The sequence below is a fragment of the Pedobacter africanus genome (genome assembly GCF_040548825.1).
Classification (GTDB): domain Bacteria; phylum Bacteroidota; class Bacteroidia; order Sphingobacteriales; family Sphingobacteriaceae; genus Pedobacter; species Pedobacter africanus_A.
In genome coordinates, this window is sequence record NZ_JBEPSL010000003.1 from 752,716 (window position 1) to 779,669 (window position 26,954).

Annotated in this window: 27 protein-coding genes; 14 read left to right on the forward strand and 13 right to left on the reverse strand. The window is 41.9% G+C overall.

Annotated elements, in window-relative coordinates; translation table 11 throughout:
• Nucleotides 1-14: 14 nt before the first annotated feature.
• Together ABIE26_RS18960 and ABIE26_RS18965 are read left to right on the forward strand one after the other, a co-directional pair.
• Complete coding sequence (locus tag ABIE26_RS18960) at nt 15-1,169, forward strand: prolipoprotein diacylglyceryl transferase (protein ID WP_310144872.1); 1,155 nt, start codon at nt 15-17, stop codon at nt 1,167-1,169.
• A 12-nt stretch (nt 1,170-1,181) separates the two neighbouring features.
• The gene (locus tag ABIE26_RS18965; RefSeq protein ID WP_310144875.1) at nt 1,182-1,979 is read left to right on the forward strand and encodes an inositol monophosphatase family protein; all 798 of its coding nucleotides are present in this window, start codon (nt 1,182-1,184) and stop codon (nt 1,977-1,979) included.
• A 68-nt stretch (nt 1,980-2,047) separates the two neighbouring features.
• On the opposite strand, the gene ABIE26_RS18970 is transcribed toward ABIE26_RS18965, so the two are convergent.
• A complete protein-coding gene (locus ABIE26_RS18970; RefSeq protein ID WP_310144878.1) occupies nt 2,048-3,274 on the reverse strand; it encodes a serine hydrolase domain-containing protein in 1,227 nt (408 codons plus the stop codon).
• A 2-nt stretch (nt 3,275-3,276) separates the two neighbouring features.
• Complete coding sequence (locus ABIE26_RS18975; RefSeq protein ID WP_310144881.1) at nt 3,277-3,885, reverse strand: hypothetical protein; 609 nt, start codon at nt 3,883-3,885, stop codon at nt 3,277-3,279.
• A gap of 196 nt (nt 3,886-4,081) precedes the next feature.
• On the opposite strand from ABIE26_RS18975, the gene ABIE26_RS18980 reads away from it, so the two are divergent.
• Nucleotides 4,082-5,803, forward strand: a complete 1,722-nt coding sequence (locus ABIE26_RS18980; protein WP_310144883.1) for a hypothetical protein — start codon at nt 4,082-4,084, stop codon at nt 5,801-5,803.
• Between the two features lie 11 nt (nt 5,804-5,814).
• On the opposite strand, the gene ABIE26_RS18985 is transcribed toward ABIE26_RS18980, so the two are convergent.
• The 4 genes from ABIE26_RS18985 to ABIE26_RS19000 form a co-directional block, all read right to left on the reverse strand.
• Entirely contained in the window at nt 5,815-7,017 is a 1,203-nt protein-coding gene (locus ABIE26_RS18985; protein ID WP_310144885.1) for a hypothetical protein, read from the reverse strand.
• Between the two features lie 89 nt (nt 7,018-7,106).
• Nucleotides 7,107-7,658: a NifU family protein gene (locus tag ABIE26_RS18990; protein ID WP_310144888.1), complete on the reverse strand. Its 552-nt coding sequence runs from the start codon at nt 7,656-7,658 to the stop codon at nt 7,107-7,109.
• Nucleotides 7,659-7,757: 99 nt separating this feature from the next.
• The gene (gene purB, locus ABIE26_RS18995; protein WP_310144890.1) at nt 7,758-9,104 is read right to left on the reverse strand and encodes an adenylosuccinate lyase; all 1,347 of its coding nucleotides are present in this window, start codon (nt 9,102-9,104) and stop codon (nt 7,758-7,760) included.
• A 106-nt stretch (nt 9,105-9,210) separates the two neighbouring features.
• Nucleotides 9,211-9,432 (reverse strand): hypothetical protein, encoded by a 222-nt coding sequence (locus ABIE26_RS19000; RefSeq protein WP_084236662.1) that lies wholly within the window; start codon nt 9,430-9,432, stop codon nt 9,211-9,213.
• Nucleotides 9,433-9,733: 301 nt separating this feature from the next.
• Between ABIE26_RS19000 and ABIE26_RS19005 the strand changes: the two genes are divergently transcribed.
• From ABIE26_RS19005 to ABIE26_RS19025, 5 genes are all read left to right on the forward strand, one after another.
• Complete coding sequence (locus ABIE26_RS19005) at nt 9,734-10,294, forward strand: RNA polymerase sigma-70 factor (protein ID WP_310144895.1); 561 nt, start codon at nt 9,734-9,736, stop codon at nt 10,292-10,294.
• 87 nt (nt 10,295-10,381) lie between these two features.
• A complete protein-coding gene (locus tag ABIE26_RS19010) occupies nt 10,382-11,518 on the forward strand; it encodes a FecR family protein (RefSeq protein ID WP_310144897.1) in 1,137 nt (378 codons plus the stop codon).
• 160 nt (nt 11,519-11,678) lie between these two features.
• A complete protein-coding gene (locus ABIE26_RS19015) occupies nt 11,679-15,218 on the forward strand; it encodes a SusC/RagA family TonB-linked outer membrane protein (RefSeq protein ID WP_310144899.1) in 3,540 nt (1,179 codons plus the stop codon).
• A 17-nt stretch (nt 15,219-15,235) separates the two neighbouring features.
• A complete protein-coding gene (locus ABIE26_RS19020; protein WP_310144901.1) occupies nt 15,236-16,645 on the forward strand; it encodes a RagB/SusD family nutrient uptake outer membrane protein in 1,410 nt (469 codons plus the stop codon).
• A 53-nt stretch (nt 16,646-16,698) separates the two neighbouring features.
• Nucleotides 16,699-17,886 carry a thioredoxin domain-containing protein gene (locus ABIE26_RS19025; RefSeq protein ID WP_310144902.1) on the forward strand — a complete coding sequence of 396 codons (1,188 nt, stop codon included), beginning with the start codon at nt 16,699-16,701 and terminating at the stop codon, nt 17,884-17,886.
• Between the two features lie 98 nt (nt 17,887-17,984).
• Here ABIE26_RS19025 and ABIE26_RS19030 read toward each other — a convergent pair whose 3' ends face one another.
• From ABIE26_RS19030 to ABIE26_RS19040, 3 genes are read right to left on the reverse strand one after another with little or no spacing between them, the layout of a single operon-like run.
• Nucleotides 17,985-18,452 (reverse strand): hypothetical protein, encoded by a 468-nt coding sequence (locus tag ABIE26_RS19030; RefSeq protein WP_310144904.1) that lies wholly within the window; start codon nt 18,450-18,452, stop codon nt 17,985-17,987.
• A gap of 60 nt (nt 18,453-18,512) precedes the next feature.
• Nucleotides 18,513-19,019: a hypothetical protein gene (locus ABIE26_RS19035; protein ID WP_310144906.1), complete on the reverse strand. Its 507-nt coding sequence runs from the start codon at nt 19,017-19,019 to the stop codon at nt 18,513-18,515.
• A 22-nt stretch (nt 19,020-19,041) separates the two neighbouring features.
• On the reverse strand, nt 19,042-19,542 hold the full coding sequence (locus tag ABIE26_RS19040; protein ID WP_310144908.1) for a DUF2004 domain-containing protein: 501 nt from the start codon (nt 19,540-19,542) through the stop codon (nt 19,042-19,044).
• A 241-nt stretch (nt 19,543-19,783) separates the two neighbouring features.
• On the opposite strand from ABIE26_RS19040, the gene ABIE26_RS19045 reads away from it, so the two are divergent.
• The 3 genes from ABIE26_RS19045 to ABIE26_RS19055 all read left to right on the forward strand — a co-directional run bounded on the left by ABIE26_RS19045 (nt 19,784) and on the right by ABIE26_RS19055 (nt 20,606).
• Nucleotides 19,784-20,170 carry a helix-turn-helix domain-containing protein gene (locus ABIE26_RS19045; RefSeq protein WP_310144909.1) on the forward strand — a complete coding sequence of 129 codons (387 nt, stop codon included), beginning with the start codon at nt 19,784-19,786 and terminating at the stop codon, nt 20,168-20,170.
• A 104-nt stretch (nt 20,171-20,274) separates the two neighbouring features.
• Complete coding sequence (locus ABIE26_RS19050) at nt 20,275-20,406, forward strand: hypothetical protein (protein ID WP_310144911.1); 132 nt, start codon at nt 20,275-20,277, stop codon at nt 20,404-20,406.
• Between the two features lie 50 nt (nt 20,407-20,456).
• Entirely contained in the window at nt 20,457-20,606 is a 150-nt protein-coding gene (locus ABIE26_RS19055) for a hypothetical protein (protein WP_310144912.1), read from the forward strand.
• A gap of 71 nt (nt 20,607-20,677) precedes the next feature.
• On the opposite strand, the gene ABIE26_RS19060 is transcribed toward ABIE26_RS19055, so the two are convergent.
• The 4 genes from ABIE26_RS19060 to ABIE26_RS19075 all read right to left on the reverse strand — a co-directional run bounded on the left by ABIE26_RS19060 (nt 20,678) and on the right by ABIE26_RS19075 (nt 22,910).
• Nucleotides 20,678-20,833, reverse strand: a complete 156-nt coding sequence (locus tag ABIE26_RS19060; RefSeq protein ID WP_310144913.1) for a hypothetical protein — start codon at nt 20,831-20,833, stop codon at nt 20,678-20,680.
• Between the two features lie 271 nt (nt 20,834-21,104).
• A complete protein-coding gene (locus tag ABIE26_RS19065) occupies nt 21,105-21,344 on the reverse strand; it encodes a hypothetical protein (protein ID WP_310144914.1) in 240 nt (79 codons plus the stop codon).
• A gap of 149 nt (nt 21,345-21,493) precedes the next feature.
• Entirely contained in the window at nt 21,494-22,678 is a 1,185-nt protein-coding gene (locus ABIE26_RS19070) for an immunity 26/phosphotriesterase HocA family protein (RefSeq protein WP_310144915.1), read from the reverse strand.
• Nucleotide 22,679: 1 nt separating this feature from the next.
• Nucleotides 22,680-22,910 carry an energy transducer TonB gene (locus ABIE26_RS19075; RefSeq protein ID WP_354376239.1) on the reverse strand — a complete coding sequence of 77 codons (231 nt, stop codon included), beginning with the start codon at nt 22,908-22,910 and terminating at the stop codon, nt 22,680-22,682.
• Nucleotides 22,911-23,256: 346 nt separating this feature from the next.
• On the opposite strand from ABIE26_RS19075, the gene ABIE26_RS19080 reads away from it, so the two are divergent.
• From ABIE26_RS19080 to ABIE26_RS19090, 3 genes are all read left to right on the forward strand, one after another.
• Nucleotides 23,257-24,021 carry a hypothetical protein gene (locus ABIE26_RS19080; RefSeq protein WP_310144916.1) on the forward strand — a complete coding sequence of 255 codons (765 nt, stop codon included), beginning with the start codon at nt 23,257-23,259 and terminating at the stop codon, nt 24,019-24,021.
• A gap of 4 nt (nt 24,022-24,025) precedes the next feature.
• Nucleotides 24,026-24,562, forward strand: coding sequence for an LIC11966 family surface protein (locus tag ABIE26_RS19085; RefSeq protein WP_310144917.1), 537 nt, complete (start codon nt 24,026-24,028; stop codon nt 24,560-24,562).
• 141 nt (nt 24,563-24,703) lie between these two features.
• Nucleotides 24,704-26,950: an ATP-binding protein gene (locus ABIE26_RS19090; protein WP_310144918.1), complete on the forward strand. Its 2,247-nt coding sequence runs from the start codon at nt 24,704-24,706 to the stop codon at nt 26,948-26,950.
• Nucleotides 26,951-26,954: the final 4 nt, after the last annotated feature.

Genomic DNA, 26,954 nt, shown 5'->3' on the forward strand with positions numbered 1-26,954 from the left:
CTTTTTTTTCATATATGTTTCCTACCGTATCTCATTTTATAGAATACCTTTTTGGTATACAGGTCCCGCTTCCATTCAATACTTTCGGCGTTTTTGTAGCCCTGGCTTTTATTGCCGGTTACTGGGCCTTTACCAAAGAATTTAAACGCAAAGAAGCCCTGGGTATTTTACATCCTGTAAAAAAGACGGTAACAGTAGGTAAGCCTGCCAGCACCCTGGAGCTGATCTCTAATGGTGTTTTTGGTTTTCTGATCGGCTATAAACTGGTTTATGCTTTTTTAAATTATAAGCTTTTTGTTAATGATGCCCAAACGGTACTGCTTTCGGCCAAGGGAAATATATTGGGCGGGCTCTTCTTTGCAGGTTTGTTTGCCTATTGGGACTACCAGGAAAAAAACAAGGTAAAATTGCCTAAGCCTAAAACGGTAGAAGTAACCCAGCACCCTTATGAACTGATGGGCAGCCTGATTGTATGGGCCGCGGTATGGGGCTTTTTAGGTGCCAAAATATTCGACAACCTGGAACACTGGGATACTTTTGTACAGGACCCGATAAACAGTTTGCTTTCTTTTAGCGGGCTTACTTTTTATGGTGGATTGATCTGCGGCGGTGCTGCAGTACTGTATATTGCCCGTAAAAATGGCATCAAACCATTGCATATGCTGGACATTGGCGGGCCAGGAATGATGCTGGCCTATAGTGTTGGCCGTATTGGCTGTCACATGTCGGGCGATGGGGACTGGGGCATTGTAAATGTGCATCCAAAGCCTGCCAGCTGGATTCCCGACTGGTTATGGGGCTATACCTATCCGAATAACGTTGCCAATGAAGGCGAACGCATTGCCGGCTGTGTAGGTAAATTTTGTAATGAACTGCCCATGCCGGTATATCCTACACCTATTTATGAGGTTGTAGTTTGTTTTATCCTTTTCCTGATCTTATGGAAGCTGCGCGACTGCATTAAATCACCTGGAATGATGTTCGGTATTTATTTAATGCTGAACGGCCTGGAGCGTTTCTTTATAGAACTGATCAGGGTAAACACCAAATACGAGGTGGCGGGCATCCGTTTTACCCAGGCAGAGCTGATCTCTAGCTTGCTGTTCCTTTCTGGTCTGCTTCTTGTAGCCTATTCCGTAAGAAATAAAGAAAAACTGGCCAATTACTAAAATCTATCCGATTTGAACTACGAAATATTGTGTGCTAAGGTAATTGCCATAGCCAGGCTTACCGGCAATTTTATCAGAAAAGAATCCATGAATTTCGATGCCAGTGCCATTGAGTTCAAAGGTTTGAACGACCTGGTCTCTTATGTGGATAAGAATGCTGAAAAGCAACTGGTAAGGAACCTGACCAAGTTATTGCCTGAAGCTGGTTTTACCACAGAAGAGGAAACGATTAACAGCAAAGGGACGGTGTACAACTGGATCATTGATCCGCTTGATGGCACCACTAATTTTATACACGGCATACCAACCTATGCCATCAGCATTGCCTTGTACGAAGCGGACAAACCGGTAATAGGTGTGGTGTATGAGATCAATCGCGGGGAGATGTTCTATACTTATAAAGGTGGCCCGGCCTTCCTGAACAATAAGCCCATCAGGGTTTCTTCCAGGGATAAACTTTCGGGTTGCCTGCTGGCCACCGGATTCCCATACCATCAGTTTGACAAGCAGGCGCAGTATATGGAACTGTTTGCAGAAATGATGCGCAGGTGCCACGGTTTGCGCCGTATAGGTTCAGCTGCTGTTGATCTGGCTTATGTGGCCTGCGGCAGGTTTGACGCCTTTTTTGAATACAACCTCAACTCCTGGGACGTTGCCGCCGGGGCCTACCTGGTACAACAGGCCGGCGGGCAGATCATGAATTTTGACGGGGGGGATGAATTTATAGTGAAAAGGGAGATTTTAGCCACCAATGGTAAAATTACCGATGAGGTTTTAAATACCATCAGCTCGCATTTCAAAAATATTTAAAGATCCTGCTTATTGCTGCAGGATCTTTAAAAAATGATGGAAACATGGAAGAAATAATCCCTTATTAATTAAGGAAAAACAACGGATTCCACTTCTTCCAGTAATCCCGGTTTTTTACCACGTCCCCTTACCCCTAGAAAGGTATCGGCGATTGGCGAGTCTATAATACCACCAAAATTGCCATTGATCACAATGATTGCATTTTTTGCAGGGTAATAGCATGCCCAGTTTGCCGCTCCAAGAGAAGTACCTGCATGGTAAATTCTTTGAAGTCCGTTGGGGCTGGTTATTTTCTGGATACCTAAACCACCTTCAAACTGATAACCCTGGATCGGATCCCTTTCAAATTTATATTCGGCCATCAGTTTCAGGGAATTGCTGTTTAATATGCTTTTATCTACAAAAAGCGCTTTATAAAAAAGAAAGCAGTCATGTGTGGTAAACAGCATGCCGTCGTGACCAATGTTGTTTTTTGCAAAGTTACGTTCCCAACCTGTAGAGTTCTGAATAGCGCCATCCCCGTAAAGGTCTACATAAGTATTCACGGCTCCTGATGGCGCGGGATAGCCGGGTTCATTTTTATAGTAAGTATGTGCCAGACCGTATGGTTTGAATAGCTTTTCTGTAAGTACAGTGGCATGATTTCCTGCTACGTGATCAAGTACCAGCGCCAGTAACAGGTAATTGGTATTGCAGTATTCATACTTCTCGTCAACATTAAATACAGCTTTTTTATTAAAAATATATTTTAGATAGTCTTCTGTACTGAACTTTGCATAAAAATTATTGTAGTAATCAGTTTCATGCTTTGAATCGAAAAGGAAGTCGGGTATGCCGGAGGTATGGTTTAACAGGTTCAAAACCGTTGCCTCATGTCCGTTAGCGATCTTATCTGCGTAAGCTGCAGGCAAATATTTGTCGATTTTATCATTCAGCTGCAATTTTCCCAGCTCTGCCAATTTAAGTGTGGCTACAGCCATATAGGTTTTGATTACGCTTGCAGAATGGAATACATTCCAGAGTTTTAAGGGTGTTTTATTTTCAATTGAACTGTAACCAGAGGTCCCAATCCAGGTGCCTTTATCGGTGTAAACCAGCATGGACAAACCTGGCATGCCCTGTTTTTTGTATTTGTCCAGGATGTTTTGCAGCGCAAGCCGATCCGGATACTGTGCGCTGTTGTCTGGGAAATCTATACTTCCGTTGGTATCAATGGCCTCGGTGCCTGATTTTTTACAACCAACATAAGTTAGCGGGCATAGCAGGACGATAAATAATATGAGTTTAAGTTTCATGTTTAGTTATTTTTAAATGGGTAAATGTTTACGCCTACACGCAATGAATTTTGCATCAGGGAAGGGAGAAATTTGCTATAGTTGGCCTGCAGCCACCATTCGTTCTTAACAAATACGGCAATTGGCGCCCTTAAGGTTCTTCTGAAATCATAACCTAACTGTACATTATAACCTGCAAATGCACCCGACCTTCCCCGGTCTTTTGTTAACTGGTATTCTCCCTGCTCATCTGCCTTATACAAATCATAGGCATTGAAAGTCCGTACATAACCAATCGGAATGCCTACGGCAGCATAAATACCTATATTGGTGGTAAAGGTGTAACTGACTCCGGTGTTGATATGGACACCTGTAGCCAGTTCCTTGTGTTTGAAATAACCCAGCCCGCCGTCGAGCGTAAGCTTTGAATTCCTGCCCAGTTTTAGCGGATAGCTTGTGGTAAGGGCCAACCCAATGTTAAAAGGTTTCTTGTAAGGATTGCCAAATGGCAAACCAATGGTGTGGTTATAGAATTCAACACCAATAGGGATCTCGGCCCTTTTTGTACTTTGTGCAAACACACCTGCCTGTAAAAGGAAAAGTGCACTGATCATCAGATTTATTTTTTTCATAATATGCGTTGCCCTTCCGGACTTTGTTTATATGCTAATACAACCACCAGACCATAGGGGACTAGTTGGCCTTCAATTATTTATACTGATGTGGGCATATTTGAAAATATTTGAGCTGTAACTAGTCCTTAGCTTAGCGGCAGTTGTATTGGATAAGGGTTAGGTTGTACCAACGACTTTTTAAACTAACCTGTGCATGATGAAAAAGATCAGTTTTTTGGTTGTTGTTGTGGTGCTGCTTGTTTTGCCTTCAGGTGTTTTTGCGTACAACTACGGAGAACATAAATTAATAGGCGACCAGGCATTTGTTAAATTTATCAGTTCACTTCAGCATACCAGTGCCGCTGCTACTTTCCGTTCCTTGCTGAATTTAAAAGCAGATAACGCTGGCAGCCCCTATGGTTTTCCAATGTCGTTAAAGACGCTCAATGCATCCATAGATGAAAAACATAGAATTTCTTATGGAACCTTAAACGGGTTGAGCGGAGATCATTTACGCGATCCCTATACGTTGATTGAACTTCTTTCTGACAGCAGTTCCGCAGTTTATAAGGTTATTGCCCTGCACGAGGAATATATTGCTATGGGTTACAGTGCGGCTCCGGATGGCAAGCTGGTTAAACTTGATTTTGGCTATGCCCTGCTGGCAATGAATAATCTGTCGCATTTTTATCAGTACGGGAAATCTTTCCAGGAGCAATTGCGTGCTTTTGATAAGGAGGTGATTCGGCAATGTCAGCGCCCGGAACTGGCAAGACAGGCCTTTAGCAGGTTGAATAAAACCAATGCCATCAATATGTATGTCACATTGCACCTGGTGGCTATGGACTGGGCTGCACAAAGCGGCAGACTTAAAGACAATCCCGAGCAGGCAAGGACTTTACTGATGTTTGCGCTATTGTTTAATGGTTTTGCAGATCACTTTTTAGAAGACTCCTTTTCTTCAGGACACCTGGTGGTAAAAAGGACTGTGGCAGCATCGGTAGTGAACAATAAAGCACTGCATGATTTTTATTCTGCAAACGGCACGATGGTGCTGAATAGAAAGGCTGAAATTTGGAAAGCACACGGAGATGGAACATTTAATAAACCTGAATTTATCAAAGAATCGGCCAGGGTAATTGAAGCTGTTGAACTGTCATTAACCGATTTATGGACAGCCTATGAAAATGCTGCCGGGACAGGGAGGGAGAGTGATTTCCTGATGCGTATTCCTGAAGGGAAAAAAATGCAGGAAAACTATCTGCTCAACAATCTTCCTGCGCTTAAGCTGGTGCCGATCCCTTATAACTCCGACCTGCCTTCCTTGTTTGAAAACACTGTGGTAACGGATTCCATGAAAAAAACAAATCAAATACTGCCTTACCGTAATTTTGTAAGGAGCAGGATTGGGAACTCGGTTGTTGTTGGGATAAACGGCCCCTCATTTTCTACTAAAAATTATTATCGTGCATTCGATTTTAGAATCAATGCAGGGTCTATTTCAAACCGCTATACTTTTAATTCAAAAGGCGGGAAAAAGGGGGTATGGGATTATTGGCATGGATACACCCTGGCATACAGCTGGGGCGAAACAGGCCCCTACAGGGATGAGTTTCATAAGGGGGCAACACATCAATTCAGGATTGGGATCAGGAGTAATTTTGATTACTGGCTAAATGATAAAAAATTTATTGGGATTTATGGATATATGGAAGGCGGTATTCAGTACGGAAACAGGGAAACATCGCCAATTTTTGTGCCTTCAGCAGGATTGCAGTTGGGATCCTTACTGAACATTAACTATTACAATATGCCCGGCTGGCTGCGTCTGCCCGCTCAGTATCTGTTGCCGCTTAAGTTTAGGCAGGGGGTGGTTTTAACCGCAAAACATCCGCCGAAATATTTTTACGGTTTTGAAATGGATTTTGTCTTGTAAAACAGATGGATTTAAGGAGTTGGCCTGATGATGTAGTATTCACGTTCATTTAAGCGCAGCAAACTAAAATTCAACGCTGCTGAACTGTAGTATTCCAGCTTCTTTTCTGTGCAATTTCCTAGGTTATCGGAATGGGAGAAAACACTGTCTACCTTAATTTTAAGGGTTTCTTTTTGCAAAGCTATGTCGTAATATCTGCTGCCATTGTATTTCAGTTCTTTCAGGTTATTGCAATGAAAAGCAGCTGTTTTGTTAAAGTACACCATCTTTATGTGAGCCTTACTTTCGGCCAGGGGTTCAAATGTCCATTCCTTGTTTTTAACGAGCTGATCTTTAGCTTGCCTGTTTGTATTGCCGTCAAAAATCCAGGTGATCAGTTGTTTGCCCGAATGGTCGGTCAGCAATCCGTCGGCTTGTAATACGAGCGGAAAAAAATCTGAAGCTGTAAGCACCTGTGCATTTACGGAGCTTATCAATTTTCCGTTCTGGTCCAGTTTATAGATACGCTCTACAGGAGGTATGCGATTGGAACTACCGGAGATGGAAACCAGGACCAGCTCCTGTTTGTGCGGCAGGAGGTAGGGTTGGTCCAGGATAGCCCCTGGTTCGGAAACCGGCAGCTGCTCAAGTTTATAATGCTTTAAATCCTGATTTTCGTTTAAGCTTTTATAGCCGGTGTATTTAGGATCAAGCCCGGGCTGGTCAATGCGTTTTACCTTATAAACGGCGAATACACTCAGTACAAAAGCGAGGGCTGTAACTGTAAGGAACAGCAGGTTTTGACGAAGCAGGATTGCATCTGCTATGCTGTCTTTTTTTGTTGGAAAGGAAAAAGCCAGACCGGTTAAGGTGGTGCAGACAGCAATATATAACAGATGCCTGGACGCAAAATTGCTAAAAATGGCTAGGAAATCTTTGGATGAACCAAAAGGTTTGACTCCAATGAAGGCGTACAGCAGCCAGCCGATCAGTGCAAGCGTAACAAAAGGGAGCAGCACACGCAGGGCTATACTGGGATAGATTTTATGTTGTATGGCATAACCGATAAATTTTATACCGAAAAAATAGACCAGGGCGATGAGCAACACCAGTGCTGCTGTTCCTGCTACCGCACCAAGGGACAGAAAATTCAGTGGCTGTCTGAGGTAAAAGAAGTAAGTGAACAGCAGGAGGACCAGGGTCAATATACCTGCTTTTATATTTATGCTTTCCATAGGATTGAATTTTTGCTAATATAATACAGGTAAAATAAAAAAGGCCTGATTTACATCAAGCCTTTTTGTATTCTTTTAAAATGAAGCTTTTAAAGTGCTTCCGATACTACTTCTTTTACTTCAGGTACCATGCGCTGCAACAGGTTTTGTATGCCCGATTTTAACGTGATGGTAGAAGATGGACAGCCACTGCAGGAACCTCTGAGTTCTACGGTAACTATACCATCATCGAAAGATTTATAGCTGATGGCCCCGCCATCCTGTTCAACCGCAGGGCGAACATAGTCGTGCAGGATCTGCTGTATTTTAATTTCCAGGTCGCTGCCTTCAAACACAGGTGCTTCTGCAGAAGTATCTTCTTTAATTTTATATTCTGATTCCACTGCACCCTTTACAAATTCCTTCAGGATAGGCTCAATATCCGGCCATTCTGCATCTTCTGTTTTGGTGATGGTCACAAAGTTACTTGCAAAAAATACACCGTTTACGAAGCTGAATTTAAACAGTTCTTTTGCAAAAGGAGAGTGCTCAGCACTTTCTTTAGTCGCAAAATCCTCGCTGCCATTGATCAATAATTTATTGACCATGAATTTCATGGTAGCTGGGTTCGGGGTTTGTTCTGTATATACGTTGATCGTCATTGCCTTAAATTTTATACAAAAATAAATAATTCATTGCTGCAATTTCTTTTAGCGGTGTCTGTTTTAGGTCATTATATCCTGGCCCACCATTTTACAACCCTAAAATATACCGGTATAGTTGAACGGGGTAATCTGTTTCAGTTCTTTTTTAATATCCTCGTTTACATTCAGGCCATCAATAAAATCGGCCATGGTTACTGCTGTGATCTTTTGGTTGGTACGGGTAAGGTCTTTCAGCGCTTCATAAGGGTTTGGATAGGCCTCTCTTCTTAAAACCGTTTGTATGGCTTCAGCTACTACCGCCCAGTTGTTTTCCAGATCCGCATTAATGGCTTCTTCGTTCAGCAGCAATTTGTTTAAGCCCCTTAGTGTAGAGGCAATGGTAATTGCTGTGTGTGCCATTGGAACGCCTACATTACGCAGTACGGTTGAATCTGTAAGGTCTCTTTGTAAGCGGGAAATAGGCAGCTTAGCTGCAAAGAATTCAAACAGGGCATTGGCTATGCCGGCATTTCCTTCAGCGTTTTCAAAATCGATAGGGTTCACTTTGTGTGGCATAGCCGATGAACCTACTTCTCCTTCTTTTATTTTTTGCTTGAAATAGTTTTTAGAGATATAGGCCCAGATGTCGCGGTCCATATCGATAATGATATTGTTGATCCTTTTCAGGGCGTCGCATTGTGCGGCAAACTGATCGTAATGCTCTATCTGGGTGGTATGCTGTGCACGGTTAAGGCCCAGTATATCGTTTACAAAGTTATTGGAAAAATTTACCCAGTTGATGCCAGGGTAAGCGATGTGATGTGCATTAAAGTTTCCGGTGGCGCCGCCAAATTTGGCGCTGTTGGGAATGCTTTTTAAACCGTTCAATTGAATTTCCAGGCGTTCTGCAAATACCAGGAACTCTTTGCCCAGTTTGGTAGGTGATGCCGGTTGCCCGTGCGTGTGTGCCAGCAGGGGTACATTGGCCCATTCGGCAGCCAGTTCTTTTATTTTATCAATCAGGTTAGTGATGGCCGGATAATACACTTCCTCCAGTGCCAGTTTAAAACTGTAAGGGATGGCGGTGTTGTTGATGTCCTGCGAGGTTAAGCCAAAATGGATAAACTCTTTATAATCTGCAAGGCCAAGCTGGTCGAATTGCTTTTTAATGAAGTATTCTACGGCTTTTACGTCGTGGTTGGTGATTTTCTCCGTGTCTTTGATCTCCTGGGCATGTGTATCGTTAAATTGTTCATGGATCTGGCGGAGCTGGGTATATTTTGCCTTATCAAACTGATCTAATCCTGGTAGTGCAGCCTCGCACAGGGCAATAAAATATTCGATCTCTACAAAGACCCTGTATCTGATCAGGGCAGATTCCGAAAAATATTTTGAAAGGTTCTGCGTAGTGTTCCTGTAACGGCCATCTACCGGGGAAATCGCTTGAAGTGGAGTTAAATTCATGAATGTAATGGTTTTTTACAAGCGCAAAGGTAACATTAATTAAATTTTGGGCAATAAAAAAGGCCCGGGAATATCCAGGGCCTTTTTTATAAGTTTTACACTTTGACTAGTGAGCTGGAGCAGCTGGTTTAGTCTCTTCAGTTGTAGTTTTAACTGTAGTGTCTTTTACAGTTGTATCAGTAACTGTAGTATCAACTGTAGTAACAACAGCAGAAGTATCAGTTAATGTAGTGTCTGTAGACTCACCAGTTTTTTCAGTTGAGTTACAAGCTGCTACTGATAAAGAGATTGCTAAAGCTAAAAAGCCAAATTTAAATGCGTTTTTCATTCTAATTCTATTTTAAATAATTAATTAATTTTACAGTTAATACCCGAAAGTTTAAAAGGTAACCCAGCTATTTCAAAAAAAAGTAAAATTATTTTTAATAATCATTCTTTTCGTTGTTAATGCGCTGTTCTACAGCTTTGTAAGTTTTTCAAATAATTTTCCGCGGCGCAAATATATCATCATTTATTTATTCTTTTCAAATTTATCTTTCTTTTTTTTTCAAGCCTGCCGGGCTGTAATCCCAAAATTTATATACAGCTTTGATGATGCTACTTTTGTGTACATTATAGGGGGAAATTAAATGGATACCTACAAAGCCTTTACGGATGAGCAACTGGTTGACTTGCTGAAACAGGGAGATTTGCCTGCTTTTAATGAGATTTACTGCCGTTACTCGGGGGCCATGTACAGGTTTGCCTTCAGCATACTGAAACACGAAGAGGAGTGTGATGATGTATTGCAAAATGTTTTTACCTGGCTTTGGGAGCACCGTCAGGGTTTAAGGATAACGGCCTTAAAGGCATATTTGTTTGCCGCTATCAAATTTAATCTTGCGGGAACAATCCGCTTGAGCAACCGGCGGTCGGAGATCCTGGCGGCAGCGCCCCTGCTTCAGGAGGCCAGCGATGAAGATAGCCTGGAACTGAAGGAGCTGATAGGGCTGATCAGAAGTTTTGCTGCGCAACTGCCCGACAGGGCCAGGCAGATTTTTGAGCTTTCCCGGAACCAATATTTAACCAATAAAGAAATTGCCGAACGTTTGGGCATTTCTGAGAAGACTGTAGAAAACCAGATGAACATTTCTTTAAAAAAGCTGAAAGCACATTTAGGACGAATGTCGTTCTGGTCGGTGCTGATTTAAAAAATATTTTCCCGAAGCTTGGGTGCTGAGCAGGGTTGAGTTCTCTTATGGTAAAAGGACGAATTAAAAACTTAAGTATTCCAGGCGATGATCTCCAACGAAGAGCTGTTCCGTATTATGGAGCGAATTTCTGACACCACTGCAACCGAGCCTGAAATCCGGAAGTTCAATACCTGGTGCGATTCATTTAAGGAGGTAGAGAAAGAACTTCCTCATCTTGAACAGATTCAGGAACGGATATTGACGCAGCTGCACCAGCGTATAGCAAGCGGAGCGCGCAACGTTGTTCCGCTATTCTTTAAACGTATTGTGGGCATAGCTGCCACAATCGCAGCAATTGTGCTTGGACTATGGTTTTTTAAGCCGGCAGTCCTGCATACTGGCACTGAAGCATTGGTCCTGAAAAATGATATCGGTCCCGGCGGCAACAAAGCAATGCTGAAGGTGGCCGGCAACAGGGTGGTTCAGCTGAGTGAGGCCAGGACCGGGGTAATTGTAAAAGATGGCAGAACGGCATACAGCGATGGCTCAGCAGTAGAAGATGGCGTGCTGCCGTCAGGCGACGATGTGCAGCAGATGGAACTGAGTACGCCCAGGGGCGGCACTTATCAGATTACCCTGCCAGATGGCAGTCGTGTGGTGCTGAATGCCGCGAGCCGCATCGCTTTCCCCTCAAAATTTAGTGGCAGGCAGCGTAAAATACAGTTGGAGGGGGAGGCTTATTTTGAAGTGGCAAAAAATAAGCACAATCCATTCATCGTACAAACAGCAGGTCAGCAGGTAGAAGTACTGGGAACCCATTTTAACCTTCATGCCTACCGGGACGAAGCTTCAGTAAGTACCACTTTGCTGGAGGGAAGGGTACGGGTTTCAAGTCTGGCTGCTATTGGCGGGCAGGAGGACAAAACAACTACAGTTTTAAATCCTGGAGAGCAGGCCGTATCTGCAGATGGGGGCTTTAAAATCCGCAAAGTAGACACAGAAGAAGCCGTGGCCTGGAAAAACGGCTATTTCAGGTTTAACAATGAAAATATTGAAAGCGTTATGCTGAAACTGTCTCGCTGGTACAATATTGAAGTGCATTATGAGGGCAGGATTCCTGATGAAGAATTCAGCGGGGCTGCTTCCAGGTCTAAAACCATAGGTCAGGTGCTGGAGATGCTCCAATATTCAAAATCTGTTCATTTTAAAGTGGAAGGAAGGAGGGTTACCGTGACAAATTAAAATTGCTGAGTAATCCAGAATAAAAAAAGCCATTCCGATGGGGGTCGGAACGACTTTTATATCCAGTTACTTAAAAATCTTTTTTATTGATTAATTAACCGTTGTTAGCCTGAAGCATTCAGCCGCCTTAAAGGATAACAACATTACCAGACCTAAACAAATGTACAATTTTTACAAACAAAAAATAGGTACGCCTCTGGCGTATGTAAGTAAATTACTGTTGATTATGCGGCTAACCACCCTTATTCTGATCACAGCCATTATGCAGGTAAGCGCCGGCTCTTTTGCGCAAAGGATAACTTTGTCGGAAAAGAATGCCCCGCTTGTGAAGATCTTTGAAAAGATCAGGAAACAAAGTGGGTACGATTTTATCGTTACCCGTTCCATTCTGAAAAATACAAAACCTGTAAATATTGAAGTTAAAAACCTTGAATTAAGCGAAGTACTCAAACGGGTGTTTGAAAATCAGCCACTGGAGTATACCGTGAATAACCAGTCGGTACTGATTAAGGAAAAAGACAGGTCGCTGCTCGACAGGCTGGTCGACCGCTTTCAGACATTTGATGTATACGGGACTGTTCAGGACGATTCCGGAAATGTACTGCCTGGCGCTACAGTACGGATTAAAGGAACTTCAAAATCGGTAATTACACGTTCAGATGGTGTATTTGCTTTTTCCAATGTGGATGAAAATACGGTGCTGAGTTTTTCCTATATCGGATACATTGGTCAGGATATTCCGGTTAAGGGTAAAAAGATGCCCTTAAAGATAGTCATGATCCCGGCAAGGGGCGATCTGGAAGAAGTGAACGTTACCTTCAGTACCGGTTATCAGCGCATTCCGAAAGAAAGGGCTACGGGTGCTTATGTTGTGATCAGCGGAGAGCAGATTGGAAAAAAGGTGGCCTCGAGTTTACTGGAACGACTGGAAGGCGCGGGTTCCGGCTTGCTGGTCAATGTAGGGACGCCCGATCGCAGCCTGACCCAGAACCGTGACAATTTCACGATCAGGGGAACTTCTACCATCAATTCTGAAAAGAAACCCTTAATTGTACTGGATGGATTTCCTACCGAGCTAGACCTTGTCAACATTAACCCCGACAATATCGAAAACATTACCATTTTAAAGGATGCCGCTGCCGCGAGTATCTGGGGGGTACGTGCAGCGAATGGGGTAATCGTGATCGAATCCAAAAAGGGGAGCTATATGAACAGACCTCAGGTTAATTTTTCGGGTATTTTTAACCTGACAGAACGGCCAAGGCTTGATTACAGAAAAGTACTGGATGCCGGGCAATATCTGGACCTGGAAAAGGAACTGGTGGATAAGGGCCTTTTACCCGGACAAAAATCAGCATTTTCAGTTTATCCCTTGCCACTTAGCTATGGGACGGAACTGGCCATGAAGCTAAAAAGCGGCACCATTACCCGGCAGCAGTACGATGAAGAAGTACAGCGCTTAAGCCGGAATAGTATAAACGACCAGTACCAGCAATACCTCCTGCAGTCGCCTTTTGCCCAGCAGTACAATGTGAGTGTTACGGGGGGCTCGTCCATTACCCGCAACTTTCTTTCTACTTCGTACAGCGATGAAAAGTCGAACAGTAAAGGAGATTATGGGAGTCGCCTTGTTGTAAATTTCAGTAATGAGACCAAAATTACGTCTAAGCTAACCTTATCGGCGGAAACCTTTGTTACCCTGCTCAGGCAAAAAAATAATGGGATCGGATTAAAAAACGGGCTTTATGGAACCAACAGTTTATTGCCTTACGACCGGATTGTAGATGAAAACGGAAATGCAGGCAATTTCTCTTATAAAGCAAAAAGCCGGACACTGGATTCGCTGCAGGCCAGGGGATATCTTCCCTGGAAATACAACTATTTAGATGAAATGTCGAATGCAGACAATACTTTCCGTTCCCTGGCCTACCGTTTAACTGCAGGGCTGAATTATAAGATCAAGCCATGGATGAGCGCTGATGTTAAATACATGACCGAGCGGGAATTTGACAAGACCAGGAATTATTACAATCCGGATACCTATATGACCCGGAACCTGATCAACACTTATACTGTTGCTGCTACGCAGGTAAAAGGGATCCCAGTCGGTGGTATACTGGACCTGAATGATGTGGAACAGAACAATTACAATGCAAGGGGGCAATTGAATTTTAACCCCGATCTGGGGGCTGTGGGGCGCCTGGATGCGGTGATCGGAGCAGAGTTCAGGCAAACTTTATTGTCGGCCTACGGCAGCAGGGCCTATGGGTACGATGACCGGCTATTGAGTTCGACACCGGTAAATTATACCTTGTCTTATAAGACAGCCGATGGGGATGCCAAGGTACCTTATCTGCAATCTGTAAACAACAGAAGGGACCGCTATGCTTCTGTATTTGGTAATTTTACTTATACCTATAAAACCAGATATTCCTTGTCGGGCAGCTTCCGTAAGGATGATTCGAACCTGTTTGGTGCTTCAAAGGAATTCCGTACGGTACCTTTATGGTCGCTGGGAGCGATGTGGAGGGCCAGAGACGAAAGTTTTATGGCAGATATGGAATGGCTTTCACGCCTGAACCTGAGGGCCACGGCCGGATATAACGGAAACCTGAACAAAGACACCTCGCCTTACCTGGTGATGCAGCAATCGGGCAGCAACCCTGTTAACAATAGTCCATATGGCAATATCTACAATCCTGCAAACCCGCTGTTGCGCTGGGAGCGTGTGCAGACATTTAATCTGGGGGCTGATTTTTCTTTGTTCAATCACCGCATTAGCGGAACTGCGGATGTTTACTGGCGTAAAAGTCTGGACCTGCTGGGAAGTGTGAACGTCAACCCGACCTATGGGTTTACCTCATTGTTGGCCAACCAACTTGAAATGAAGAGCCGGGGTGTAGATATGGAGTTAAGCGCAAAGGTGGTCCAGACCCCTGCATTTAGCTGGAATACCTCAGCAAATCTATCGTTCAACACCCATAAAGTTACCAAAGCTTATTTCCAGGAAGAAACCACTACTTATTATACCAATTCGCGAAATCCTATACAAGGCCAACAGCTGGGGAGCTTGTACACCTACAGGTTTGCCGGACTGAACCAGAATGGGAACCCTTTGATCTACAATGGCAAGGGCGAAAAAATAATGGCCGATCTGCTGACCTTTGATGAAAAGGATCTGGGGGCGCTGCAGTTTCAGGGGAATATCACGCCACTATATTTTGGAAGCTGGTCAAATACCTTTGCTTACAGAAATTTTGAGCTTTTCAGCTTGTTCACCTTTAAAGCAGGGCATAAATTTATGCGCCCTACGGCCAGTCAGACTTATGAGTTTGCTTATAATAAAGCTGCGCATTCCGACCTGGCCAGCAGATGGAAGGTACCCGGAGACGAGTTGAAAACGAATGTGCCGGCTATTGATCCCCTGCATACCTCAACTTTCCGTTACATCAGCAGTGATTATTTTGTGGAAGATGCCAGCTATATCAGGTGGAGGGACATTACACTGAGCTATCATATCCCTGTAAAACAGTTGAAATGGAGTGCTTTTCAAATGCTGAGTGTAAGTGCCACAGGCCGGAACCTGGCACTTTGGACGGCCAATAAAGAGGGAATAGATCCGGATTACCTGGATAACCTCAATGCAATGGTCCTTCCACCTGCCAGATCTTTTGTGTTCAGTATCAAAGCCACTTTTTAAACCTTAATCCGGAAACCATGCATACCATCAGATATTATATTTTATTGTTCATCCTCGCTTTTTCTTCTGTTTCCTGCAGAAAATATGTCGAAATTGAACCTCAGGGTAAGATCATACCCCGTACCGTAAACGACTATCAACTGTTGCTAAACAACAGTGAGGTATTTAATTCTTCTTTTGGAACGGTTGATTATCCTACCGACGATATTGCCTTTTTAAATGATAATTTTATCAATAGCCTTAGGGAGGAGTCTCTACAGATCTATAAATGGGGAGAACTGTTTTACCAGGCCAACCAGGACGATCCGGAATGGAACCTGTTTTACAAACAGGTATACAATGCGAATGTTGCCATTGAAGGATTGCCCCTTGTAAAAGGTGGCGATGAAAACCTGAAACAACAGCTGCTTGCTGAAGCACGGGTACACCGGGCCTATGCTTATTTATGCCTGGTTAATTTGTATGCCAAAACCTATCAGGCTACCAGTGCAACAACAGATGCCGGCGTACCGCTGCTAACCGAACCAGGCTATACACAAAACCTGAAACGTGCCAGCGTGGCCGCAGTTTATGAGCTGATACTAAGTGATCTGAATACAGCAGTTCCAGCATTGCCGCGCCTGCCGGCAAGTAAAACAGCGCCCTCAAAAACAGCTGCCCATGCACTGCTGGCCCGGGCCAATTTATATATGGGCAAATACCAGCAGGCGCTCGACAATGCCAATCTGGCTTTGGGGATACAATCCGGACTTTTTAACCTGAACCCTTATGTTGGTATGGGTGCGGGTTCGGGCCTGCCCGATGGTTTTTTTATGCCTACCAGCCAGAACAACCCCGAGGTCATCCTGATGAAGGCCAGCAGCGATGGTGGTGGCAGCTTTCCCCTAAGTCAGGAGCTGATGACTTTACTGGGTACAAAAGACCTCAGGGCCTATTTCTTTACCTACTTTGTCGGGGCAGGTGGAGATCCTATCGGAATTTTCCGTTATCCGGGTACCTATCATACCTATTTTGCGCCTTTTGAAACCGTTCCTGGCAGCACACAAATGGGGCCAACGGTGCCCGAAATGATGCTGATCAAAGCCGAATGCCTGGCCCGGACACAAAGAGGACAGGAGGGGCTGTTAGTGGTAAATGAGCTTAGAAAAACCAGGTTCAAGCCTGCAGATTATAGCGCGTTAACCGCTGCAAATGATCAGGCGGCATTGATACAGATTTTAGCAGAAAGAAGAAGGGAACTTTTCTGTAAAGGCTTCCGTTTGTTCGATCTGAAAAGGTTAAATACCGATCCTGCATTTGCAAAGAACATTGTACATCCGCTCAAGATAGAACAACTCACACTGGCCCCGCAAAGCAACCGGTATGTATATCCTATCCCGGTTAAGGTGATCAACACCAATCCGGAAATCGTACAAAACCCCAGGTAGCTTGTTGCAAGGGCAATTAGAAAACAGATTAAAACATTTAAAAATATTAAAACATGAAACGGTATTTATTAATGATAATGAGCCTGCTGTTTACCGCAGGTACTATTGATGTTAGGGCACAAGGAATAACCTTTGCTCATGGAAGCTGGGCCGAAGTGAAGGCAATGGCAAAGGAGCAGAACAAACTTATATTTGTTGACTTCTATACAGACTGGTGCGCGCCCTGCAAAAAAATGAGCATGGAGGTGTTCCCACAGAAAGCCGCCGGCGATTTTTACAACGCCAATTTTATTGCCTACAAAGTAAATGCAGAGAAAGGAGAAGGACCAGTTCTAGCAAGGGAATATGGGGTGTCGGGCTATCCCACACTGGCTTATATTAATTTCAATGGAGAAGTAATCCATCGCCTAACCAGTTCTACAGATGTTAAGGAATTGATTGAACAAGGCAAAATGGCTTTAACACCACGTAATGATTACGAGCAGTTGAAAATAAAATTTGCCGCGAATGAACTTGGTAAAGAAGATTTGTACCGCTACTATATCATTGTAAAAACCAAAGGCGATGCAAAAGAGGCAATGCAGGTATTTGACCGATATTTTGAGGTGGTGGCCACTGTGAATGCAGAAACGTTTGATTTAATTAAAGAAAATGTAAGTAGTACAGATAGTAAGCCTTTTAAATACCTGGAGCAGCAGAAGAAAGAATTTTCGGCAGCATTGGGTAGAAAAAAAATAGAAAGCTACATCCGAAACGAATACCTGAAAGAGTTCAGGCAAAAAGTATGGTACAACACGTACAAAACGACTGAAGCATACGAGCAGGTCAGGGCGGAATTAACTCAGCAGGTAAAGCTGACAGAAAAGGAACAACTGGATTTTGACGCTGATTTTTATATGGTGAAGGGAGATGAGGATCGGTTTGTTGCCAGCGCAGGAAAACTGATTGATAAATATTGCGATAAGGATGATGTTAAGATCAGCAATATTCTTGGTGGGGCTGTAAGAATAGTGAAAAAACAGGAAAACCTGCTTGTTATCAAAAAATGGGCAGAGAAAGCTTTATCCATTAAAAACAATTTCATTAACAATGCCACGCTCGCAATGGTATATAAAAGCTTAAAAAATAAACATATGGCTATAAAGTATATTGATGTTGCCATTGAACAATGCAGGCTGGAAAAAAACGGATACGAAGAAAGGGCCGGGCAGATGAAGAAGGAGATCGCCTCGGGTAATTGAGGTTTTAGCTGGCTTTTGTTAAGGTTTTGCCTGGGTAAAGGTACTTTTTACCCGGGTAAAACCTGTATAATACTTACACGAAGGTTCAGCTACAGATATCACGGATTGGTCTGCTGGCGGATAGTCTGATATGCTTCCGTAAATAACCCCCGGTCAATTTTCATTTCCAAAAGAGATAAAATTCTGTTGAATTTCGGTTGGAGATAAAAGCCCTTATGTAAATCCAGGGTTCGGTTGGAATAATATATGGTTGCTATTGGTGTTTGGTATTTTCCAACCCTGGCCATATCTACCTTTGTCACCTCAGCCCAGGAAAAATTATGCTGTTTTAAGCCACCTGCATAGCGAATACCGACATTGGAAATGATCAGCTTTAGCCTGGTATAAAGGAGCATGGAAATGACAATCAGAAAAATCAGGGGAACTAAAAAAATGACTTCAGCGGTCACATCTTTAATCCTGAGTAAATTAATCCCTGTCAAAAACAGGATCACGCTGAAAATGTAACATATAATTTTTAAGGAGCGGGGTGCGGAAAAGGATTCTTCAGTTGGTATCTGTTGCATCGGGTAAAAATATGATTTTTGAAGAGACCGGTTTTGTTTTTTCTATTTGAGGGTTGTAGCTTAAATAGGTACAACCTCAGTACAAACCTGATTTTTGAACCATATTTCGACCATGAAATTGTTAAATTTCCAGTTTCCGGCCTCAACGCCGTAATCAAAACTTCCGAAGCTTTTTGGTAAGCCGATCATCTGTTCAATTTCTGATAAAGAAAAGCCTTTAAAAAGTGTATTTGCGAGGTTAAGATCAATATTTTGAGGATCAGCTTTTAGCGAAGCAAAGAAAGCATCTGTTAATTTATTCGTTCTTGAAACTTTGGCTTCGAATGTTTTCAAGTTGTTTAAGTAGTCTTCGGCAATTATGTAATTGTTGAAGCATTGGATACAAATGGCCTGCTTATCCTTCAGGTATATGCCATAAGGGTTAAGGGGGAGTTCACAAAGTTCACAATTTTTTCCTGCAAACTTATTTAAATAGGTTTGATAGGTGAACTGGTCTTTTGTTAGCCTTATTGCTTCAACCTTTTTAAGTAAGCGGGAGAAGTCTATTGTTCTTATGTTGAAAACCATGGTATCAAAAATTACCGTTTGCTTAACTATCCCAACCTATACTGTGTAAATTGCCCTGTTGGTCGGTAAATACGACCAATAACTGGTCACAGGGCAGTCCATCCAGATAAATGGTATAATCGAACATCGCATAATAGCTTGCACCGTATTTTCCATCAGGATATAAGGCTATCCGGGTTAATTCAAGCTTGTTTAGCAGTTGTTCCGATATATTCGTTTTTTCACCGACCATACTCAATAATTCTGCTTCATCAAATTCTGTAAGGTAGAAATTGATGTAACCGGCTGTCTCGCTTTCTTTTTCTTCAAAATCCTTTGCAATAAATATTCTGTTTTGCTGATCCTGTTTGCCGATGTTTTCCAGAAAGCTGCTGATCTCATCTGCCATTTTCTGATCAATTGATCTGTTCTCAAAACTCAATTCAATAGCGATATTGTTTTTTGAGGTCTCAGCAACTGTGTAATAATCTTCTTGTAGTTCAGTTAAATTGATGTTTCCAAAATAAGGTAAGGTGTAGTTCATGGAGTCAATGTTTTTCAGTGATAGGATTGGACAAATATAAAATTAATATCAACCGGTATGAAAAGCTGAATTTGTATGTTTATCAATAATTGGATCTTGTGTTCACAAACCGCCATGAGCCTCACGGAAAGGTCAACTTTCGGATAAAAACGTTTTTAAGATCGAACCACGCGCCGATATTACCAGCCTGTTCCAATCTCTAAACCCTTATTTTGAGGACAATGTAAAACCGGCCGAAGGGGTGGTTAACCTGAAATTGCAGGAAGGTATTTATGCCCTTCTGAACAATTCGGATGTTTTCTTGCCGATACTGTTTGATTTTACAGCGCCCTGGAAAATAGATATTCTGGAATTTCTTAACGATAACTATATGGATGAACTTACGATGGAACAGATTGCCGCATACACCGGCCGGAGCCTTGCCACATTCAAAAGGGATTTTAAAAAGATCAGTAAGCTCAGCCCGCAAAAATGGGTCATTAAAAAGCGTCTGGAAGCAGCTTATGTTAAACTTAAGGAGGAAGGCAAAAAGGTACAGGAAGTGTATGTTGAAGTCGGTTTTAAAAATCCTTCCCATTTCTCTACTGCATTTAAAAAGCAGTACGGGGTTCCCCCGACAGAGGTATAAGCCTGAGCTTTATAGAAAAGTAATTTGAGCCCTGCAGTAAAGTCACTGCGGGGCTTACTTTTTAATTTTGTATGGTAAACAAAAGAGGTGACTATTAAGAAGATATGAAAAGATTATCAATCGTAACAGTAGCAGCGCTAATGATTTTAGGGCAGGCCTGCAGGCAGCAAACGAACAATCAAAATCCGGAGAAAATGAACAACAAAAAAAAACAGAACATTATACTTTCCAGTTAAGCGATAAGGTTACACGTCAAAAAGTAACCTTCAAAAACCGTTATGGTATTGTGCTTACAGGTGATCTGTACGTTCCGAAAAACCAGCGCAGCGAACCTTTGGCCGCCCTTGCCATCAGCGGCCCATTTGGCGCAGTAAAAGAGCAGTCATCGGGACTGGGGAGCTATATGGTTGCAGCCGGTTACAGAAGAGGAATATAACAAAGCACTCACAGATTAACATAAAGAGGGTGGTCGTGTAACTCGTTTTTTGTATTAATAAGTTCTTAATATTACCTGATCTTCTCTTTATATTTTGCAAGTTCGGCTTCATATTCTTTAACGGTATCTTCCAGGATAAAACCCGCAAACTTGCCTGCTTTCAAATATTCTTTTGCCTTAACTATCGCAGTTTCCTCAGCTTCAGCAGCTCCTTTATAATCTCCCATGTTTGCATAACATTTAGCTATAAAATGGTACATTAATGAAGCTGGCTGAGGGTTGCGGCCAGGCCCTTCAAAAGTTCGATCGTGTATAGATAAGATGCTTTTGACAGGCCCGGTTTATGGGCAAGAAACCCACCTACAGAACCAGTGAAGCCAGGCTTTGTAGCTTGTTCAGATATTCTTTTTTATCTACCTCCTTTATAAAAATTGGAGGAAAGCCATTTTGAAGTAAAACAAGATTCATGAAGATCCTGGTAATAATCATCAATTGTCATTACTGGAATTTTATATCGTAATCAAAACCTTTGATTTTAATCTTTCTAAGCCATTGTTTGTAAAGCGTTTTTCCTATTACCAGCTTACCATTTTTCATGCCGAGTGTTTCGCCTACAATAAAATTTTGAAGGTCGGTGCGAAACTCCTTTCTAAGATCGGTTAAAACAATTGCATCTTGTTTTTCTGCCAATTTAGCTAAGGTATTGAATCTTCTGGATATAAGATCTAGTGTATTCATTGGTATGCTATAGTATAGCACTCAAAAATACTGAAAATTGCCATGTTTGCTAAGGTTTTGAGGAATTTAATGGTTCATCAATGCTTCTCTATGTGGTACAGCTATCCAAAGAATGACAACAGGTTATTGTTAGAATACACGATAGTTTTTTACGACGATGAACGAAAGTGTTGGGAAATTTTAAGATTTGCTTCGTAACTTTTGTCAGGATCAAGTTTGAAAAACTTAAATATTTCTCTTTTTATTTCCGTGTTTTTAGGGTTTCGCAAGTCGGTTTTCACTTCATAGTATTCACTATTCCAATATGGAGTGTTAGCACTTTCCTTCATACAATCTTCCAGTGCATCAATATTCAATGAAAATCCAATGCTTTCATATCTGTACGGATTTTCGTTATGATAACCGTTTGTGTTTTTTTCTTTTGCTACAAGATATTTATTGAATTTTGAAACAGATGTTTCCTTATAAATTAAGCCGTATTGCAGGTACACAGTATCCTTATCTTTTGAATTTATGCTTCTCCCAAATGAAATAAGCATATCATACTCATTCATATCTAATTCCTTATGTCCAATTATTTTGCTTTCTCCGTAAAAAAACTGGTTGTCCATAATGGACTGGGAGGGCATTGATAAACACTTTGATAATTCTTCAAGATCTGTATTTGGACTGTTACTGATTTTATGATAGATTTTTACGATTAAAGCTTTCCCCATAAAATTGCTTAAGCCGTAATTTTTTTGTTTTTGAAACGCTTCTGATTTTTGCAATTTAGCCACGTCTATCAAAATCCGACCAAATCCCCATTTTCTGCGATCTATTTTGAACGTAAAGAAGTCTCCTTCTTTGAATTTGCATTTTTCGCGTTTCGCAGATTTAAATGCTTCGATTTCTTGCAAATCTTCTTCAGTCGTTTCAGCAATCCAATTATTTATCCAATTTCTCAAACCGTCAAAGTTTTTGACTTCATTGTTTTCTTTAGAAAAATAAGTTGTTTGCGTAGTGTAGTTGGCAATTGAAATGTAGCCGCTTTCTGAAGAGAAACTAAAATATGTTCCAAAAGGGCTGAACGAATAGGTTGCGGTTAGATTTAGTTTTTTAGGCTTTCCTTTTGAAGTTTTTGGAAGAAGTATCGTTCTGTTTTCGCTCGTTTTTTCGTTTAGTTCCCTTTCAAGGTATGAATTATCCTTAACAAGGATTTCTTTTTTAATGAGATCTCCGTGGAAGTAAACGTATGAATTAAACAGTTTGACAAGTTCCCATTCTTTGTCCACAGGAATTAAACCAAAATATTTTCTCTGTTCGTTGGTTAATTCAAATTGAAGTTTTTCCATTTTACATTTGATTAATAAAATATTTATGTCTTTTAAGGTTTATACACCCTAATGGTTGTAGTTTTTTGGTTCTGGTGTGTAACACCAGTCCATCTTCCTTGCCTCTGTCTATCCTGAAGTTGCCAATGCTCCCGTCTTTCTCTATGATAAATGAAACCTGCACAGTTCCCTGGGTATTGTTTTCTGTAGCTTGTTTTGGATATTTTACAGTATTCCTCAAAAAAATATCCAAAGCTTTTAGTCCGCCGGGATAACTGGGCGGAGTGGTCAAATTTGCCCAATTGGCAAGGGTATCTTTTTCACCGTATTTTGTGCCATTAATTTATTTGGCAGTACCAGCGATATTGATAGTACGGTAAGTAGTGATGTGAAAACTAAATGTTTCATAATTTATAAATTGATTGGATTTAAAATGTAAAACATACAATATTAAACACAATAACCCCTAAAAATATCCCCGAGAACAGGGATAATTAATAATGGGTTCGGATGGGAGCTCCTTTACATCCAGCATAACCCATAGATAAATAGCGGTTTTCGGGGATTTATTATAGCGGTTGCGATGGTTAATTTTGGATATGAAATTGGATAAAATCATTGTGATTACCGCTGTGGTATTTGCCCCGCTTTTTAGCACAGCTGCACAGGGCAAAAACGGTTGGAACCTTAAATTAACCAACCAGCCAGGCCTTACAAAAGCCATGGTCCAAAGCCGGATACAACCTTTTTACGATGAACGGGATGTAGATAACAACCTGGATGGTATAGAAGAAAGACCGATAAAGCGGAACATCAACAGCCCTCATTTTTTTCAAACCCCAAAAGGTGTTTATGCTATAGTGGTGGTGCAGAACATAGCCAGACAAGAACCTCGTATAAGTGGCTGGTGCGATGTTTTTCTATTTGGAAGAAAAAACAGCAAATGGTTGCTTACAGGCCGTAAGCTTATGGCAGGCGGTGGGGGTACAAATGGTTACGCTGGCGAATTTAAGGAACTGCTGCGTACAGGACAGAACAGTGTGGGCGTCGTGATAAAAGGAGGAGGTTCCATTATGGGCCACGCCTTAGCATCAGATGATATTATTAAGATAGAAAATGGCAAACTGTTACCTGGCAGTTTGGTATCCATATCTACCTATATTGATAATGGGGGTGATGATGCCAACCCCAGGTGCGAAAAAAACACCTATAAATTTATACCCTCGCAAAAGAAAAATTATGATTTGCAACTAATAACTACCGACTGTACCGACACTAAAAAACACCGCAAAACGGCCAGTGTAACAGTGCTATATATTAATGGAAGGTACAAAATACCCGATAATTTTAGATTTGAGCTCTAGTACAATGGCAATTTTGATTTCTCAGAAAAAATCAGTCCTGGCGGCAATAACCCTATGTTTTATCATTATAGCCCTGGGCGTATTTTTTACCGGTTGTACCAAAACAAAAGCTATAGTCCGTTATCACGAACTTTTGGACTTGATCTACCAAAACTCATTGGATAGGAACGCTCTGGATAGTGCTATAACCGCAAAAGATTACGCCAAAGCAGAAAACATACGCATAGTATGGGAAGACCATTTGGGCGAAGCCATTGAAAAAATAAAAAAAGAGAAATGCCCAAAAGAAGTTTATGATTTAAATAGGACCTTGGAAGAAGGACTGCAGTGTTATAAGATCAAAATAAGCACTGATTATAAAAAACTGATCAGCCTATATGTTAACCAAAAAAATGGCCACCCTTCTGCACAAGCCGAAGCCACTGCCTTATCAACAAAAATGCACAACGACATTGAACTTGTTCGCAAAAAGGTGAACAATGCAAAAAAGGAATTTACCGGAAAATACAGACTTTACGACGTGAATGCACCGGAATTCTAGCAGAAAAAGTAATGAAATAAACTGATTAAAATTAAGTTTTGCAATAACCTAAAATTACCATAGCCATAGCCTGTTCCATATCCCCGAAACCAGCTATATTAAAGCCTGGCTTTAATGTTAATTTTGTATGTTATTATACTTATGAAATACAACGGCCAACATTTTATACTGGTTGTGGTGCTCTTATTGCTCTTTACAAACAATAGCAAAGCCCAGTCTGTAGAAGACTCGCTACGCAGGGTTTTGGCACAAAAAAATCTGCCAGTAGCAAAACGAACCGATGCTATGAACCGGCTTGCGCAAGTATTGTTTTTTAACAAAGGGTGGAACCAAGGCATACAGATGTACCGGCAATCGCTTGCCCTGTCAGCTCCGCTAAAAGACGGGCAGTACCGGGCGCATACTTACGGTATGATGGCGATGTCTTATTACATTATGAGCGATAGTGTGGCTTCAAAAAAATACCTGGACAGTGCATTTTATTATGTAAAAAGAACCCAAAGTAACCGGATGAAGGGCTTTGTGTACTATTGTAAAGGCTGGATAGAAGCCCGTACCCATCAGGAAACCGCTGCCATTAAAGCCTTTTTGCAAGCACTGAATATTTACGAAAAAGAGCCTGATAAACTCCTTCGCCAGGAAACCATTTACGCCGAGCTGGCTGGTGTTTACCTGCATTGGTACGATATGGTAAACGTAGAAAAGTACACCCGGCTTTCGCTTAAAGCCTTCAATAAGCTGGGCCAACTGGATAAACTGATTAACGCCAACCAGGTAAGAGGCGCGTATTTTATTAATTTATATCGAAACGACAGTACACAAAGAAAAGCATTGGATTCGGCATTGCACTATATGTGCCGATCCTTACATATAGCACAGGCCAATAGAAGCAAACTGATTACACCAAGCGATATACCCTTTTCAGCCATCGGTATCTCCAATATATTTTTAGCGTATTTTCCACGTACAAAGCAATATCAGGATAGTATTGATTATTACAACAAAATAGCTTTAGAAGAGGGAGACCGCACTCAGCAGTTTGCCGTACAATCGGGTGTTTATATGGCTATGGGCAATATGGCTTTTGAAAGTAAAGATTATGACAAGGCCATAGCATACATTAATAAAGCACTTGTTATCAGTGCGAAAGATCTGCTTGCCGATAAATTCAATACTTCGGAATCTTACTTAGGCCTGGCCGTAGCCTACGAAGGAAAAGGCGATATAGCAAAGGCGTTGGACAATTATAAGGAACACCTCAAGCTATACAAAGAATTATTCAATACCGAGAAAATGAATAGCGCCAAACGGCTGGAAATGCAGTACGAAATTGCCAAAAGGGAGAAAATATTATTGGAAATACGATACCTGGCTGAGCTTAAAGACAAAGACCTGATAAAATCCCGGTTAGAAACACAACAAAAAGTACAACAATTGCTGGTTGCCCAATACACCGCTAGCCTAAACGATAAGGCGCTGCTGCAATCGAAATACGAAAACGGGTTAAAAGACCAGGCATTAACCAGTGCGCGCTACAAAACCGTCCAGCGGGAACAAGAATTAAAAAACCTGCAACAAACGGCAGAATATAACAACAAACTGAAGAAGATTTATGCACTAACTACCCTGGCCTGCTTTGTGGTCGCCATTCTTCTTTTTTATGCCTATAGGCAGCGCTCCAGAACTTTGGCCCAAAAACAGAAACTACATAGGTTGGAATTGGTAAAGGTAAAACAGGAACACCGCATCTCTATGCTATCGGCTATGCTCGATGGGCAGGAACAAGAGCGCACCCGCCTGGCCCGCGATTTGCATGATGGTTTGGGCGGTCTGCTATCGGGCGTAAAAATTGGACTTTCGGGCTTAACACCATTAATAACCGTGCCTGCTCAGCAAACCATTGTTGCCAATACCCTAAACCATTTAGATAGCGCAGTAGATGAGCTGAGGAGAATAGCTAAAAGTATGATGCCCGAAGTGCTGTTGCTTTATGGCCTTGGCGAAGCTACCAAAGAGTATTGTGCCGGCCTAAACAAAGCCGGCTTGCCGGTTAACTGTCAGGTATATAACTACAAAAACGATATGGCCCACAGCAGGCAGGTTACTTTGTACCGCATTATGCAAGAACTGGTAAACAATGCCGTAAAACATGCAAAAGCCAGGCAGATACTGGCGCAGTTGCAACAAAGAGACAATCAGCTGTTCCTTACCGTGGAAGACGATGGCTGTGGATTTGATCAAACAATAATGAACGATTTGAAAGGGGCAGGACATTCAAATATCCAGGCTCGCGTAGCAATGCTGAATGGCAAAATGAACGTAGAAACCACAAAAGGAACTGGTACAACATTTATAATCGAGTGTTCAGCAAAAGTTGAAAACACATAGCAAG

Coding starts and splice junctions, on each gene's coding strand:
- ABIE26_RS18960 (WP_310144872.1), top strand. CDS start 15: ATGTTTCCTACCGTATCTCATTTTATAGAATACCTTTTTGGTATACAG.
- ABIE26_RS18970 (WP_310144878.1), bottom strand. CDS start 3,274: ATGAAACTTAAACTCATATTATTTATCGTCCTGCTATGCCCGCTAACT.
- ABIE26_RS18975 (WP_310144881.1), bottom strand. CDS start 3,885: ATGAAAAAAATAAATCTGATGATCAGTGCACTTTTCCTTTTACAGGCA.
- ABIE26_RS18980 (WP_310144883.1), top strand. CDS start 4,082: ATGATGAAAAAGATCAGTTTTTTGGTTGTTGTTGTGGTGCTGCTTGTT.
- ABIE26_RS18985 (WP_310144885.1), bottom strand. CDS start 7,017: ATGGAAAGCATAAATATAAAAGCAGGTATATTGACCCTGGTCCTCCTG.
- ABIE26_RS18990 (WP_310144888.1), bottom strand. CDS start 7,658: ATGACGATCAACGTATATACAGAACAAACCCCGAACCCAGCTACCATG.
- purB (WP_310144890.1), bottom strand. CDS start 9,104: ATGAATTTAACTCCACTTCAAGCGATTTCCCCGGTAGATGGCCGTTAC.
- ABIE26_RS19000 (WP_084236662.1), bottom strand. CDS start 9,432: ATGAAAAACGCATTTAAATTTGGCTTTTTAGCTTTAGCAATCTCTTTA.
- ABIE26_RS19005 (WP_310144895.1), top strand. CDS start 9,734: ATGGATACCTACAAAGCCTTTACGGATGAGCAACTGGTTGACTTGCTG.
- ABIE26_RS19010 (WP_310144897.1), top strand. CDS start 10,382: ATGATCTCCAACGAAGAGCTGTTCCGTATTATGGAGCGAATTTCTGAC.
- ABIE26_RS19015 (WP_310144899.1), top strand. CDS start 11,679: ATGTACAATTTTTACAAACAAAAAATAGGTACGCCTCTGGCGTATGTA.
- ABIE26_RS19020 (WP_310144901.1), top strand. CDS start 15,236: ATGCATACCATCAGATATTATATTTTATTGTTCATCCTCGCTTTTTCT.
- ABIE26_RS19025 (WP_310144902.1), top strand. CDS start 16,699: ATGAAACGGTATTTATTAATGATAATGAGCCTGCTGTTTACCGCAGGT.
- ABIE26_RS19030 (WP_310144904.1), bottom strand. CDS start 18,452: ATGCAACAGATACCAACTGAAGAATCCTTTTCCGCACCCCGCTCCTTA.
- ABIE26_RS19035 (WP_310144906.1), bottom strand. CDS start 19,019: ATGGTTTTCAACATAAGAACAATAGACTTCTCCCGCTTACTTAAAAAG.
- ABIE26_RS19040 (WP_310144908.1), bottom strand. CDS start 19,542: ATGAACTACACCTTACCTTATTTTGGAAACATCAATTTAACTGAACTA.
- ABIE26_RS19050 (WP_310144911.1), top strand. CDS start 20,275: ATGAAAAGATTATCAATCGTAACAGTAGCAGCGCTAATGATTTTAGGG.
- ABIE26_RS19060 (WP_310144913.1), bottom strand. CDS start 20,833: ATGGGAGATTATAAAGGAGCTGCTGAAGCTGAGGAAACTGCGATAGTT.
- ABIE26_RS19065 (WP_310144914.1), bottom strand. CDS start 21,344: ATGAATACACTAGATCTTATATCCAGAAGATTCAATACCTTAGCTAAA.
- ABIE26_RS19070 (WP_310144915.1), bottom strand. CDS start 22,678: ATGGAAAAACTTCAATTTGAATTAACCAACGAACAGAGAAAATATTTT.
- ABIE26_RS19080 (WP_310144916.1), top strand. CDS start 23,257: ATGAAATTGGATAAAATCATTGTGATTACCGCTGTGGTATTTGCCCCG.
- ABIE26_RS19085 (WP_310144917.1), top strand. CDS start 24,026: ATGGCAATTTTGATTTCTCAGAAAAAATCAGTCCTGGCGGCAATAACC.
- ABIE26_RS19090 (WP_310144918.1), top strand. CDS start 24,704: ATGAAATACAACGGCCAACATTTTATACTGGTTGTGGTGCTCTTATTG.